Annotated in this window: 14 protein-coding genes; 11 read left to right on the top strand and 3 right to left on the bottom strand. The window is 53.6% G+C overall.

Annotation, left to right across the window (positions count from 1 at the left end; genetic code table 11):
- Positions 1-1257, top strand: a 1257-nt coding sequence (locus ACMX25_RS40020; RefSeq protein ID WP_414950301.1) for an ISL3 family transposase, incomplete at its 5' end; no start/stop codon positions are given.
- A 122-nt stretch (positions 1258-1379) separates the two neighbouring features.
- Here ACMX25_RS40020 and ACMX25_RS40015 read toward each other — a convergent pair.
- The 3 genes from ACMX25_RS40015 to ACMX25_RS40005 are packed head-to-tail and all read right to left on the bottom strand — an operon-like array spanning position 1380 to position 3918.
- Positions 1380-1640, bottom strand: coding sequence for a hypothetical protein (locus tag ACMX25_RS40015; protein WP_414955340.1), 261 nt, complete (start codon positions 1638-1640; stop codon positions 1380-1382).
- Positions 1627-3276: an AMP-binding protein gene (locus ACMX25_RS40010; RefSeq protein ID WP_414955339.1), complete on the bottom strand. Its 1650-nt coding sequence runs from the start codon at positions 3274-3276 to the stop codon at positions 1627-1629. The genes ACMX25_RS40015 and ACMX25_RS40010 overlap by 14 nt, the downstream gene beginning before the upstream one ends.
- A gap of 51 nt (positions 3277-3327) precedes the next feature.
- On the bottom strand, positions 3328-3918 hold the full coding sequence (locus ACMX25_RS40005) for a 2-hydroxychromene-2-carboxylate isomerase (RefSeq protein ID WP_414955338.1): 591 nt from the start codon (positions 3916-3918) through the stop codon (positions 3328-3330).
- A 105-nt stretch (positions 3919-4023) separates the two neighbouring features.
- Between ACMX25_RS40005 and ACMX25_RS40000 the strand changes: the two genes are divergently transcribed.
- The 10 genes from ACMX25_RS40000 (at position 4024) to ACMX25_RS39955 (ending at position 13695) form a co-directional block, all read left to right on the top strand.
- On the top strand, positions 4024-4584 hold the full coding sequence (locus tag ACMX25_RS40000; RefSeq protein WP_414955337.1) for a TetR/AcrR family transcriptional regulator: 561 nt from the start codon (positions 4024-4026) through the stop codon (positions 4582-4584).
- 343 nt (positions 4585-4927) lie between these two features.
- The gene (locus ACMX25_RS39995; RefSeq protein WP_414955336.1) at positions 4928-5698 is read left to right on the top strand and encodes an SDR family oxidoreductase; all 771 of its coding nucleotides are present in this window, start codon (positions 4928-4930) and stop codon (positions 5696-5698) included.
- A gap of 471 nt (positions 5699-6169) precedes the next feature.
- Positions 6170-7057 carry a branched-chain amino acid ABC transporter permease gene (locus tag ACMX25_RS39990; protein ID WP_414955335.1) on the top strand — a complete coding sequence of 296 codons (888 nt, stop codon included), beginning with the start codon at positions 6170-6172 and terminating at the stop codon, positions 7055-7057.
- 92 nt (positions 7058-7149) lie between these two features.
- A complete protein-coding gene (locus tag ACMX25_RS39985; RefSeq protein WP_414955334.1) occupies positions 7150-8133 on the top strand; it encodes a branched-chain amino acid ABC transporter permease in 984 nt (327 codons plus the stop codon).
- Entirely contained in the window at positions 8130-8945 is an 816-nt protein-coding gene (locus ACMX25_RS39980) for an ABC transporter ATP-binding protein (protein WP_414955333.1), read from the top strand. The genes ACMX25_RS39985 and ACMX25_RS39980 overlap by 4 nt, the downstream gene beginning before the upstream one ends.
- Before the next feature lie 2 nt (positions 8946-8947).
- Entirely contained in the window at positions 8948-9733 is a 786-nt protein-coding gene (locus ACMX25_RS39975) for an ABC transporter ATP-binding protein (RefSeq protein ID WP_414955332.1), read from the top strand.
- A 47-nt stretch (positions 9734-9780) separates the two neighbouring features.
- On the top strand, positions 9781-10971 hold the full coding sequence (locus ACMX25_RS39970; RefSeq protein ID WP_414955331.1) for an ABC transporter substrate-binding protein: 1191 nt from the start codon (positions 9781-9783) through the stop codon (positions 10969-10971).
- A gap of 15 nt (positions 10972-10986) precedes the next feature.
- The gene (locus ACMX25_RS39965) at positions 10987-12762 is read left to right on the top strand and encodes an AMP-dependent synthetase/ligase (protein ID WP_414955330.1); all 1776 of its coding nucleotides are present in this window, start codon (positions 10987-10989) and stop codon (positions 12760-12762) included.
- A gap of 115 nt (positions 12763-12877) precedes the next feature.
- Positions 12878-13288, top strand: coding sequence for an IS5/IS1182 family transposase (locus tag ACMX25_RS39960; protein WP_062093255.1), 411 nt, complete (start codon positions 12878-12880; stop codon positions 13286-13288).
- Complete coding sequence (locus ACMX25_RS39955; RefSeq protein WP_414955079.1) at positions 13180-13695, top strand: IS5 family transposase; 516 nt, start codon at positions 13180-13182, stop codon at positions 13693-13695. Before ACMX25_RS39960 ends, ACMX25_RS39955 begins: the two co-directional genes overlap by 109 nt.
- Positions 13696-13707: the final 12 nt, after the last annotated feature.

The following is a 13707-nucleotide window of genomic DNA, read 5'->3' as shown; positions in this document are numbered from 1 at the left end:
TTGTTGCTCATGCTTTTGACTCGTCTGCTTAATGCCTGCCACCATTTCCCTGGCTTCGTCTACGGTACCGCGCGCTTGTGCATGCATAGCAATACTATCGAGATCGATGTGCGCCCGCGCAAAGGCTCCAGAGCGTGCTGCTCAGGATGCCATCAACCCGCCAGGGGCTACGACCAACTGCCCCAACGCCGCTTCGAGTTCATCCCGATCTGGGGCTTTGCGGTGTTTTTACTGTACAGCATGAGGCGCGTGGAATGCAGGCGATGTGGGGTCAAGGTAGAGGAGGTGCCCTGGGCAATGGGCAAGCACCAGTTGACCAGGGCGTACATGCTGTACTTGGCGCACTGGGCGCGCAAGCTTTCATGGAAGGACACGGCACAGTCCTTCCACACCAGTTGGGAGAAGGTCCAACAGGCCGTGGCCTATGTCGTGCAATGGGGTCTGGAGCATCGCGAGCTGGGGCATATCCGGGCCATCGGCGTGGACGAAATCGCCTACGGTCGTGGTCATGAGTATCTGACACTGGTCTACCAGATCGAGGCGGGCTGCACGCGCCTGCTCTGGGTGGGCGAGAAGCGCACCAAAGAAGCGTTCCAGAAGTTCTTCGATATGATCGGCACGGAACTGGCGCAGGGCATCGAGTTTGTGTGTTCGGACATGTGGAAACCCTATCTGGACATGATCAAACTGCATTGCACAGGGGCGCTGAACATTCTGGACCGCTTTCACATCGTCGCTAAACTCAATCTTGCCATCGACGAGGTCCGTGCGGGCGAAGCACGCCAACTGGTCAAGGACGGCTACGAGCCGGTGCTTAAGAAGTCGCGCTGGTGTCTGCTCAAGCGCCCGGGGAACCTGACCGACTCCCAGCGCATCAAGCTGCGTGAGGTGCTGCGCTATAACCTCAAGAGCGTACGGGCCTACCTCTTCAAAGAATACTTCCAGCAATTCTGGGACTACGAGTCACCCGCATGGGCAGGCAAATTCCTGGATCAGTGGTGCAGCGAGGTCATGCGCTCGCGCATCGACCCGCTCAAGAAATTCGCTCGCACAGTACGCACCCATCGAGAGCTGTTGCTCAACTATTTCCGGGCGCGAAAGGCGTTCTCCAGTGGCATCGTTGAGGGACTGAACAACAAAGCCAAAGTCACTATGAGAAAAGCCTATGGATATCGCACCTTCAAAATGACGGAACTCTCGCTATATCACGTACTTGGCAAACTTCCTGAGCCAGAACTCGCCCATAGATTTTACTGACGGACCAAAAAATTTGTCCAGCACTGCAGTTGATGCTCAAAAGCCTGAATTACCCACCCAATCCTTATCGTGCGCAAGCAGCCATATGACATTTCGTTAAGCCCGGATGAGGTTTAACAAAATCAGATGAAAATGGCAATTTCAATGCCGGCGATTACTGCGAGCATGACCGCAGCGATCAACAAGGCAAGGCGAAAGTGTACGATTTGTTTGATCTCGAACCGTACAAATGATAGCCCGTCGCATACGCAGATAAATTCTTCTTCGCTGGAGTCAATCACTTTGACGACTTTAATGGGCAGTACCATCTTCCCTCTCCTGATTGTCCTGCCGCCGAGAACGATTCTGCCGGCAGTACCGCGTGCATTTTCAATGAGTAACACCGCTGGTTCTTAACGTATCTCTGAGCTCTCGACGCAAGATCTTACCTACCGGTGACTTCGGAAGTGCTGGAAGGAACGTGACGTATCTCGGTACTTTGTAGGCGGTGAGATTTTCTCGGCAATGTCGAATCACTTCTTCTGCAGTGATATCAAGGTCTCGTCGTACGATGAAAAGATGCGGCACTTCTCCAGAGCGAGCGTCTGGAACTCCAATGCATGCGCATTCATCTACCGCTGGAAGCATTGACACAACTCCTTCTATTTCATTGGGATAGACGTTGAATGCTGACACAAGGATCATGTCCTTAAGGCGGTCTACGATGTACACCATCCCACGGTGGTCCATTCGCGCGATGTCGCCTGTACGGAACCAACCGTCTTCAGTGAACACGTTTTTAGTCTCTTCTGGCTTCCGCCAGTAGCCGGTGAAGACCTGAGGTCCCTTAACGCATAGTTCGCCGGAAGATCCTAACGGAACGGTAAGCCCACCGTTGTCGATGATCTTGACATCGGTTGAGGGAAACGGAACGCCGACGCTGCCCGTCCAGCCGGCGCTGTGTAGATTAAACGTCACGCCTGGAGAGCACTCGGTCAGCCCGTACCCTTCAGTGAGTGGAATTCCCGTTACGGTTTTCCATCGCTCTGCGACAGACTCAAGCACGCTGGCGCCTGCGCCTATGACGAGTCGAGTAGCAGCGAAATCCTCTTTAAGAAGGCGGTCGGATGCAAGCAAGCTGTTGAAAAACGTATTCACGCCAGGCAGCACATGAAATGGAGCGCGCTTGATTTCAGAGAATATTTGATTTGAATCGCGCGGGTTTGGTACAAGCCGATTTGTCCCGCCTAGCCAAAGCATCATGAGCATGATATTGAGCGGAAACACGTGATACATAGGGAGTGCAGTTATGCAGGTTGTGTTACCCGCGATATAAGCCTGCGGTAACCAGGAGATCTGTTGCGCCACGCCGCACAGCAAATTTTTGTGGCTCAATGCCGCACCCTTCGAAACACCGGTCGTTCCACCGGTGTACTGAAGCACTGCAATATCTTCTGGGCGCATGATGGGAGGGTTGAAACCACCCGGGGCGCCTTCTTCAAGCGCCGTCCCCAACGCTTTCGCTTCTCCAATGGAGCGTTGCGCAACAGGACGCCACGAATCACCCGTTGGGATCAAGTCTGTCAAAGCGGCGAACACAACATGGCGGAGCGAAGTGGCAGACGCGATCTCTGAAACGAGAGGCAGGAGTGATTCGCTGCACACGATTGCCTTGGCGCCCGAGTCATTAAGTTGATGAATGAGTTCGCGGGCTGTGTACATCGGGTTGACGCTGACCATTGTCATACCCGCACGGAGAATGCCCAACGAACAGATGGGATAAGTCAGACTGTTCGGAAGCATCAGCGCCACACGGTCGCCGGCAAGCAGGCCTTCTCGGCAAAGGTATCCGGCAAAGAGGTACGAGAACTCATCAAGGGCTTGATAGCTGAGTTGAACTTCAAGGCAACTGAATGCGACATTGTCTTTGTAACGGGCGGTGCGTTGAGCCACCATCGCAGGAATTGTTAGGTCGTTCTCAAAAGGAGCATCGAAAGCGACGTCCGATGGGTACATCTGATGCCAAATTTGTGACTGCATTAAGGGTCTCCTGACGTGTCGTTTCAGTTCTGGCACCAAGCCAGACGGCTGTCAACTCAGCGCGTCGCGCACAAAATCCAGTCGGTCTTGACCAAAATACATTTGACCTTCGATAAACATTGTCGGAGCTCCAAACGCCCCCCGTGCAACAGCTTCCTCAGTGGTCGCCCGCAAAGCCGCTTTGATGTCAGCGTCGCTTGCGAGATTCACTATCGCCGTTGAGTCAAATCCGGCATCGGATAGGGTACGAGCTACAAGAGTTGGATCGTTCAAATTGAGCGAGTTCACCCAGATTGCCTTAAATATTGCTTCAAGAAAATCAGGCAGGCGTTCGGGCATCCTTATTTGTACACCTGTCGCAACTCGCATGAGAGTCAGAGTGATGATGGGAAAGTGCGGATTTTGAACGAGGGTCACACCGTAGCGTTTTGCATACCGACCTAGATCAGTCGTCGAATAAACTCCCTTAGCGGGTATTGCAGCTGGCGACGCGTTCCCCACCGCTTGAAAAACCCCGCCCAGAAGCATTGGCCGATAGATGAGGCTGGATCCGGTCGACAGACACAAGGAGGGAAGTTGGGTCCATGCCAGATAGGACGCGGGACTGCCGACATCGAAGAAAAACTCGACCTGCTTGCTCATGGGCAATACCTCGGTTACGTCACTAAACGTCCGTTAAGTAAACGAATGATATGCTACGGTTTTATTCCCGTCTAATGGGATAACCCTAAGCACAAAAGGAATGTCATGCGCTATTCGGCCACTCACAAGCAGGAAACTCGCGAAAAGCTTTTGGACAGCAGTCGTGCGATCGCTAAAAAGGGCGGATTCGACTCAACTGGCGTGGACGCTTTGATGTCGGCTATCGGTTTGACGGGCGGGGCGTTCTACAGTCATTTCGCATCGAAGGGAGAGCTATTTGCTGCGCTTGTAGAGCGCGAGGTCGAGAACAGCTCGAAAATGCTTGCTGGCGACGAGACATCGACGCCCGACCATGTCGCCAAATGCATTCGAAATTATCTAAGCACTTTCCACGCTTTGCACCCGGAGATCGGTTGTGGATTAACTACGCTCGGTCCGGAAATCGCGCGGTCGAGCCCGCAGGTCCGAGCAACAGCCGAGGCCTCACTTAAGAAGACTCAACGCAGTTGGGCCGAACGGATGGATGGCGATGGCGACAAGGCATGGAGCCTGCTCGCTCAATGCATAGGTACAATTGTGATGGCTCGGGTTGTTGAGAGCGAACGGACTCGCCAGGAAATTCTTGCCTCAAGCCGTCGTTTTGTCGAAAAGACCCAGCAGAGCTGAGCATTCGTGTTCGGTGCCTGTGGCTGGGCCACAGTTTGATCACATCCTAAATCTCCAGTACCACGGCGATTTTTCCAGTTGGCGCGATTGCCGCATCCAAGTGGCAACGCTATCTTCGCCCCAACTGTCGAGCGGCAATCAGCGATCCGATCCAATGGTCGGTAGATATAGCTTTGCAACCTTCTCTTGTCGACGGGTTACTGCTCACGACCGAATTTATCGCAATGCAATGCGGCCATACGCGGACCGGTTGCATCAGCCAACCTCCGTCATTTAGAGGACCCCGGGGCTGCGTAAAGACCAATTGACAGCGAACTCGCACGAGCTTATCGTGGCCTGATAAATGAACGATCGTTTATTGAAGAGAGTTGAGGCTATGGTTACTATCGAACAAACGAAGGTGGCGCTGGTGATCGGAGCAGGGGACGCAACAGGCGGAGCAATCGCTAAGAAGTTTGCTGCCGCTGGCTATGTTGCATGCGTCACACGACGCGACTCACAGAAACTTGAGGCGCTGGTATCGGAGATCAAGGCATTTGGCGGCTCGGCACACGGATTCGGTTCGGATGCTAGAAAAGAGGAGGACGTGGTCGCGCTCGTAGAAAAAATCGAGAACGAGATTGGGCCGATCGAGGTACTTGTTTTTAATATCGGAGCAAATGTTCCATCGAGCATTCTCGAAGAAACTGCGCGTAAGTACTTTAAGATTTGGGAAATGGCATGTTTCGGAGCGTTCCTGAACACAAGGGAAGTCGCCAAACGTATGGTCCTTCGCAACCGCGGCACAATTATTTTCACCGGTGCCACAGCTGGTATTCGTGGTTCAGCTAATTTTGCCGCATTCGCCGGAGCGAAGCACGGGTTACGGGCTCTTGCTCAAAGCGTTGCGCGTGAGTTGGGGCCGAAAAATATTCACGTTGCACATGTGGTGATCGACGGTGCGATCGACACGGATTTCATCCGTACCAACTTTCCTGAAAAATACGCAACGAAAGATCGAGACGGAATTATGAATCCGGACCATATTGCAGAAAATTATCTGTATCTTCATTCGCAACCTCGAGACACCTGGACCTTCGAGATGGACCTTCGACCCTATATGGAACGGTGGTAGGCGAACTCGTAGGCGGACGATCGAAACGCAAGTAACTCGTCCAAAAAAATCGATAGCGGCATGCGGATGGCAAACCGGATTCGCACTGATCCAGGAGATTCGTGCTGCCATAAGAATATCCACAGATAACGCCAAGCCGGCGCCTGCTGCGGCCCTGCTCATCCACGCTCTTATCGGAGTACTACGTTCAATCTAAGATTCTTCGCGCAAATGTCGTGGGGGCCACTCCTTACCCCATCGACAAGAATCGGTCCCGAGGGTGCCGAATAGTGTAATTAATCAAAGTGCCGCGCGTCGCGTTCAATGAAATATGTTTTTCGAATGTTGGTAGTCAGTACGTCATCTGCTAGGGTGTTAATAGGGCATTCCCGTACGGGTCGGTCCCCGGCCATGAATCGTTGACATGAAACTGTCGCGGTCCCTATAGTCTGCCGATCGTTAACTGAACGATAGTTAATCAAAAGAGGCGAAATGATGGCAACAGTGGGCGCGGAAGCGCTACAGCTAGCATTGCAGGGTGTCTCGATCGGCGCGGTGTACAGTCTTGTTGCCCTTGGTCTCGTACTAGGCTACAAGGCGACAGAGGTGCTCAACTTCGCACATGGCGATGTCCTGATGCTTTCGTCATTCTTGGGGTGGTGGCTCATTGCCGGAGTCGGACTTTCTTTTTGGCTTGCGCTTCCGATTGTCATAGTCGCTGTTGCCGCACTTTGCTACCTCATTGAGGCTCGGATCATGCGAGCAATCGTAGGTCAGCCACAATTCGCCGGGGTCATGCTGACGATCGGAATTGGATTCATGATCCGCGGTGCCGTTAGCATCGTTTTTGGTCCTGAATCACGAACCTACGTCACTCCTTGGGGTAACCACACAACAAAGATCTTCGGTGCGGTGGTGGGCAACCTCAATCTGGTGATCCTCGCTGCAGCGTTGCTCGTCACGGCCGTGTTGTTCATATTCTTACGGCGGACGGCACTTGGCATCGCGGTTCAAGCCGCGTCGCAAAACCAGTTAGCAGCCTACATCTGCGGCATCCGTGTAAAGCGTCTTAACTCGATGGTCTGGGCGATTTCAGGTGGAATCGCTGCCCTGTGTGGCTTGTTGCTTGCGCCTATAACGCTAGTGGACCTTAGCTTATGGTTTGTGATGCTAAAAGCGTTAGCGGCGCTCGTTTTGGGTGGATTTGGTAGCGTGCCGGGGGCCATCATCGGCGGGCTTTTAATAGGCCTGGTGGAACAATTCTCGGGTGTATATCTTCCAGACGGTTTTAAGGACGTCATGCCATACCTAGTATTGATTGGCGTGTTGATCGTCTACCCGCGTGGACTTTTGGGTGAAAGCCATGGGCGCAGAGTATGAATCCGGCTCGATACGAAACCAGTTATTCGAATGCTCGGGCCCTGATTCGCGGATTGCGCGAGAGTTATAGCTGCGCAGCGCTAGCAGTTCTCTTGATCCCGCTGCCATTTATATTGCCACCATACTACGTCGGGGAGATTACTTTTATCGTAATCATGTGTATAGCGAGCGTTGGGCTCATGGCGCTAACAGGGTTGACCGGACAAGTTTCCCTGGGGCAGGCCGCATTCGTCGGCATTGGCGCTTATGTGCACACCATCTTGCTCACGGCCGGAGTGCCATTACCCTTGTCACTCGTTTTGACCGGTGCGGCAACAGGCCTTGCTGGACTTTGTATCGGGCTTCCGGCAATCCGCGTTTCAGGACTTCACCTGGCAATGGTTACGCTTGCTTTCGCGATAGTGACGGACCATGTGCTGGGCCGCTGGACAAGCGTAACAGGTGGGCAAGGCGGCCTTCAAGTTCCGGACCCCAGCGTTTTCGGTCTAAGTCTTGGTGGCCCGAGGGCATTTTATTTTCTTTGTCTATCGATTTTGATCGCGGTTGTTATGGGGATCCTAAATATTCTACGATCATCGACGGGGCGAGCATTCATTGGGGTCCGCGACTCCGAGGCTGCGGCACGTGGATTGGGGATTCGAGTTGCTCAGACCAAACTGCTAGCGTTCGTCATTTCCGCTGCGATCTCAGGTTTGGCCGGTGCATTGCTTGCTCATCAAACGCAATTCATAACTCCAGATAGCTTCAATATGGGGCTTTCGGTGCAATTAGTTTTGATGGTCTTTATTGGCGGTATGGGCAGCATTCGAGGGGCAATCCTAGGGGCGATTTTGATTGGTTGGCTCCCGTCGTTTATATCCGCAGTAAAACCGTTGCTGCCAAATCGACTTTCGGGGCAATTCGGTATCGAGTTGTTTGTTTATGGCGCGGTCCTTGTTAGCTTTGTGCTGTGGGAACCCCAGGGTCTGAACGGTCGCTGGCAAAAAATAAGTTCGGTCATCTCGGACTTCCCGCTGTCTCGCCGGCCAACTTCCAAGCGTGCGAAGGCCTACATGCGCTCGGAGAGATACAAATGACGGATTTAGGCATCGAAAGCTTTAATCGAGCGGGATGCAGAGAGGTCGGCGACAAGCCATTCTTCCAAGTGGCTAATCTGAATCTTTCGTTCGGGGGGGTGAAGGCCGTTAGAGACGTGAGTTTCTCTGTCGCGCAGGGCGAGGTGTGCGCCATTATTGGACCCAATGGTGCGGGGAAGACATCGGTGTTCAATTTGATAACTCGAGTCTTCGATGCCACTGGAGGCAGCGTTGAATTCGGTGGAAATGAACTGTTGAGAGTTGCACGACACGACATCGTTCGACATGGCATCGCACGTACCTTCCAGAATATCGAGCTTTTCGAAGGAGCGAGCGTTTTGGATAACTTGATGCTTGGAAGGCATGTCGCGCACCACAGTAATCTCTTTGCGCAGCTGTTCAACTTGTCAGCTGTCCGGAAGGAGGAGTTTGAGACGCGCGAGCATGTGGAAGATGTTATTGGTCTCCTGGACCTTGCTCCGTATCGGCATCGTTTGGTTGCGGGACTGCCCTATGGAGTTCGAAAGGTGGTTGAACTGGGAAGGGCTTTGGTCTCTGGACCAAGCCTGCTGCTGTTGGATGAGCCTGCCTCAGGTCTGAATCCGGAGGAAACAAGAGAGTTGGCCGGATGGCTTGAGGATCTACGCGGCGAACTTAGTTTGACGGTGATCATGGTTGAACATGACATGTCGTTGGTGTCTGCCGTGGCCGATCGTGTCATTGTCATGGAGCAGGGGATGGTGTTGATGACGGGTACCCCTTCCGAAGTTCAATCAGATCCACGCGTCATTGCTGCGTACCTGGGAATTTGAACATGACTGCTCTGTTGTGCGTTCAAAACGTTGAAACCTGGTATGGGCCGGTGAACGCGATTCGGGGTATAAGCCTTGAGGTGCAGCCGGGGCGAATCGTAGCGGTCCTCGGTGCGAACGGAGCGGGGAAGACGACGCTCCTAAATACAATCGCCGGGGTTACTAATCCATTGAAGGGCAGCATCGAGTTCGAAGGTAACCAAATTGAGGGACTCGACGTGGATGAGGTCGCTCGTCGAGGCTTGATTCTGGTGCCGGAAGGCCGACAGGTGTTCCCGTTTTTGACTGTAGCGGAAAATCTTCAAATGGGCGCGTTTGCCCGGCGACACGATGCCCGGGTTGCCTTAGACATTGACAAGGTATACGGTTGGTTTCCTCGTCTCCTTGAACGTTGCGATCAGCAAGCGGGACTTCTCTCTGGCGGCGAGCAACAGATGCTTGCAATCGGCCGTGCATACATGGGTAGCCCTAAATTGTTGATGCTTGACGAGCCCTCACTGGGACTTTCGCCGTTACTGACTAAAGAAATTTTTTCCATCGTTAAACGAATCAGCATTGATGCGGGGATTGCAGTGCTCGTTGTGGAGCAAAACGCAGCTATTGCCCTTTCCACCGCGGACGATGGCTATATCGTGGAGTTGGGCCGGATAGTTGCCGCGGACACCTGCAAGAATCTTGTGTGTCGCGCCGACGTTAAGGATTTCTATCTCGGTGGAACAACGGAGCGTCTTTCAAATGGCCCGGACAGGGTATTAAGGCCGGCGAGACGAAGGAAGTCCTGGCACTGAGGTCGGTCTAGTCCACGGGCCACTCAATAAGAAATCTCGGAGGCATCATGTCCGTAAGCCGTCGCACGGTGCTAAGCGCCGGATTAGTTGGAGTCGTGCAGGCCCTGATACCGCCGCTTGCTTGCGCGGACGGGATTGGTGATAAGGAAATTGTCTTAGGGAGCCATCTGGATTTTTCCGGGGCGACCGCAATCGTTGGACCGCCCATGCGAAACGGCATGCAGATGCGAATCGACGAAGCAAATGAAGCAGGGGGAGTACAGGGACGTAAGCTTAGGTTAATCATTGAGGATAACGCAGCGCAACCGTCCCAGGCCGTTCGGGCAGTTGACAAGTTAATCAAAAAAGACGGCGTTTTCGCTATCTTGTGCCCATTCGGATCGGGCGCCAACGTGTCAACCGTGAAAAGGGTGGTTGATTCAGGCGTTATCTGCTTCGCTCCGTATGCCGCATCTGCGTTGGTGCGCAAGGCGGCTGGACCAAGCCCGCTTCTATTTACGACCAACCTTGGTTATGACAGCACTACAGCGGCTGGGGTGAAATGGGCGCTTGCGAAGTTGGGGAGCAAGAGGGTTGGATTCATCTATCAAGAGGGCCCGTACGGCGACCTGGTTGAAAAGGGATTAACTGTCGCACTGACCAGTAAAGGAATGGCAGTCGTCGCTTCCGCAAGCTACAAGATCGGTGACATCGATTTTTCTTCTCAAGTCGCTCGAATGAAGTCTGCAGGGGCAGACCTCATCGTGTGTGCTACCGCTACTCGCGAAACGATCGCTGTGTCATCAGAAGTAAAGAAATTGGATTGGAAAAATGTGAGCGTGTTGACGGCGATTTCAGGTCGTATCGAAAAGACCGCATCGGTAGGAAAGGACGCAGTTTCGGGGTTGTATGGCATTGGCGGATGGCGCATTCCTGTTTCGGACGAACAATCGGGAGAAAGTAAAAAATGGAGCGATGGTTACCGAAAGCGGTTCAATGCGGAGCCCGATGATCTTGCGCAATTGTTTTACGACTACACCAGTTGGTTTTTGCAGGGCCTGCAAGTTACAGGACGCGACCTGACTACTGAAAAGGCTGTCAAGGCACTGCAAGTATCGAGCTTTAAGGGTGCTAGCTCCTATGAGGTACAGCATTTTAGGAATAATCATATTGATCCGGAGTGGATGATGATCGAGCAGGTGTCCCAAGGACAATGGGTTAGTCGCTCGGATCCAATAGACCCAGCGAAGATGGTTTAAAAACGGAGCCTTCGCATGACGGACTCGAGCTTGCCTGCGGATGCCCTTATTGCCACCTTGCCTCAACTCTGGCGGAATGCGTGTTTGCGAGATCCACAGAGAACGGCGTTAAGGTTTAAGCGAAGGGGTGTGTGGGCGGGTACTACTTGGGCTCAATTTTACGAAGATACCCGTGCTATCGCGCTTGCCCTATCGGAGGTTGGAATTCAGCGAGGAGAGGTGATATCGCTGTTGTCCGAGAATCGTCCCGAATGGATGTCCGTCGACCTTGGAGCCCAGGCGATGGGTATGATCAGTCACGGGATTTATCCGACTGACTCCGGCTTACGGCTCGCGAACGTCTTGTGCGAAGCTGGATCTTGCGCTGTGATCGTCGAGAATGTTGAACAGCTCGCAAAAATTCTGGCGATACGGTCCAGTTGTCCAAAGCTCGCACACATAGTAATTATTGAAACGCGTGGGCTTGGTGGTTTTAAAGATCCGCATGTCCTGCTTTTTGCAGACCTTCTTAGCAGGGGGCGAGCACTGTCTGAAACCAAGAAAACCGAGTTTGAAGCCAACATTACCGAGGGGCACGAACACCAAGTTGCTGTCCTGGCACAAACGGCAGCCAGCACGGGAGCCGCGAAGCTAGCTACGATTGCGCAAAGAAATTTGATGCACATTGCAAATAACCTCGATAGTTGGTTGAAGGTTCGTTCTTGGGAATCCTCTTTGTCAGTTACGTCGCTCGCGAACATGGCTGAGCGCGTGCTAACTGTCGTCGCACCTCTCGTAACACCGTTGATGATTCATTTTCCGGAAAGCCCGGCTACTGTCCTGAATGATCTTCGAGAAGTCCGCCCTAAGATTGTGTTCGCTCCGCCAAGATTTTGGGAAAACCTGCACACTGACACTGAAACGCTTGTCAACGCCGCGTTTCCCATAGCGCAATGGGCTTATCGACACAGTATGCGTTGCAAAGCCGTTGGCATTTTCGAGCGGCTTATGATGCGTAACGTCCGAAGGTCGCTCGGTCTTCAGAACATCCGAATGGCTATAAGCGGCTGCGCTTCAGTCTCACCGGCTCTTACGCGCTGGTATAGAGCTCTAGGTGTGCCGATGTTCGAAGGGTACGGTCTTGCGGAAACGGTCGGCTTTGCCAGCCTTACGGTTGCTAGCGACGGTATCTCCTCCGGTGCCGCAATCGAACCACCGCAGGGACTCGAGATTAAGCTCGCTGTGGATGGGGAAATTCTCCTGCGCGGCGCTGCGGTCCACATGGGATATTGGCGTGACGGCACTGTCACCGTCAATCCCGGGTCCGAAGGGTGGCTGCAGTCAGGTGATTTCGGCACGACCTCGGTGGGCGGGGAAATACATTTGGGCGGTCGTATGTCCGATCGATTCGACAATAGTGCCGGGATCACTATTTCACCGAACGTTTTCGAAAGGGAACTGAGGCTCTGCCCCTATGTATTCGACGCGCTTCTCATTGGCAACGGCCGTCCATATTGCACCGTCCTGGTGGCTGTGGATCACGAAATGGTCGGCCAATATGCGCAAGAGAACCATATTTCTTATACGGATCACGCAAGTTTGATTTCCCGTAAGGAAGTCATAGCGCTCATCGGTATGCAAATCGATATTGTGAACACCAAACTTTTACTCGACGTGTGTATTCGTGGTTTCCGGATTATCGGCGAGCCCCTGTTTGGCGATAGCGAAGAACTGACGCCGGCCCTGCGGCTACGGCGTTACTTAACGGAACGTAAGTACAGCGTGCTGCTCGAGGAAATGTACGCCGTATAAACTTATGAGTTTTCGCGATCATCTCCTTAAAAGGCCAGTTCAAAAAGAGCTCGGAAGGGCTGTTTACTTTTCCACGAAACGGTTAACCTTGGATACCTGAACAACGGATCAAGGAATGCCGGCACCTATCATCGATGACGAATTGTGGGCACTGATCGAACCGCTACTTCCACCGCCCAAACCGCGACGCCAGCGATACCCTGGAAGGTTGCCGGTCTCGGACCGTGCAGCACTCAATGGCATCCTGCTTGTGCTGAAGACAGGAATGCGATGGAACCATCTGCCGACCCGGTTGGGCTTCGGCTCTGGAGCGACTTGTTGGCGTCGGTTGCACGACTGGCAGCAGGCCGGGGTGTGGGACAAGCTGCACGGGCTACTGCTCGACAAGCTGCGCGAATCTGGCCAGCTCGATTTCTCATATGCGGCTGTCGATTCATCGTCCGTGCGAGCCGTTGGGGCGGGCCAAAAACTGGGCCAAACCCCACCGATCGCGCACGACCAGGGTCCAAACACCACGTCCTCGTAGACGCGAACGGCGTTCCTGTCAGCGTGATCGTGACCGGCGCGAACCGCAATGATGTCACGCAACTGCTGCCGCTGGTCGACGCTATCCCGCCGATTCGCGGCACACGCGGCCGACCGCTTCGCAAACCCAAGGTCATCTACGCCGACCGTGGCTACGACTCCGACTCGCATCGCCGCCAACTTCGCGAGCGTGGAATCAGACCGGTCATCGCCAGGCGCCGCACCGAACACGGCAGCGGTCTCGGCAAGTTCCGTTGGGTCGTTGAACGGACTCATTCGTGGCTCCATGGTTTCCGGCGTCTTCGCATTCGCTTCGAGCGCCGATCTGACATTCACGAAGCATTCCTCAAACTAGCCTGCTCACTCGTCTGCTGGAACATCTTCAGCCGAACTGAGCAGCCTTTTTGAACTGCCCTCTAA

The sequence above is a fragment of the Caballeronia eucalypticola genome (assembly GCF_047608185.1).
GTDB lineage: Bacteria > Pseudomonadota > Gammaproteobacteria > Burkholderiales > Burkholderiaceae > Caballeronia.
Note: the sequence above shows the minus strand (reverse complement) of the source record. Positions and strands in the feature narration are given on the sequence as shown.

What these genes read in the sequence shown, in the direction of transcription:
- ACMX25_RS40010 (WP_414955339.1), bottom strand. Translation starts at nt 3,276, where the DNA reads ATGCAGTCACAAATTTGGCATCAGATGTACCCATCGGACGTCGCTTTC.
- ACMX25_RS40005 (WP_414955338.1), bottom strand. Translation starts at nt 3,918, where the DNA reads ATGAGCAAGCAGGTCGAGTTTTTCTTCGATGTCGGCAGTCCCGCGTCC.
- ACMX25_RS40000 (WP_414955337.1), top strand. Translation starts at nt 4,024, where the DNA reads ATGCGCTATTCGGCCACTCACAAGCAGGAAACTCGCGAAAAGCTTTTG.
- ACMX25_RS39995 (WP_414955336.1), top strand. Translation starts at nt 4,928, where the DNA reads ATGAACGATCGTTTATTGAAGAGAGTTGAGGCTATGGTTACTATCGAA.
- ACMX25_RS39990 (WP_414955335.1), top strand. Translation starts at nt 6,170, where the DNA reads ATGATGGCAACAGTGGGCGCGGAAGCGCTACAGCTAGCATTGCAGGGT.
- ACMX25_RS39980 (WP_414955333.1), top strand. Translation starts at nt 8,130, where the DNA reads ATGACGGATTTAGGCATCGAAAGCTTTAATCGAGCGGGATGCAGAGAG.
- ACMX25_RS39975 (WP_414955332.1), top strand. Translation starts at nt 8,948, where the DNA reads ATGACTGCTCTGTTGTGCGTTCAAAACGTTGAAACCTGGTATGGGCCG.
- ACMX25_RS39970 (WP_414955331.1), top strand. Translation starts at nt 9,781, where the DNA reads ATGTCCGTAAGCCGTCGCACGGTGCTAAGCGCCGGATTAGTTGGAGTC.
- ACMX25_RS39965 (WP_414955330.1), top strand. Translation starts at nt 10,987, where the DNA reads ATGACGGACTCGAGCTTGCCTGCGGATGCCCTTATTGCCACCTTGCCT.
- ACMX25_RS39960 (WP_062093255.1), top strand. Translation starts at nt 12,878, where the DNA reads ATGCCGGCACCTATCATCGATGACGAATTGTGGGCACTGATCGAACCG.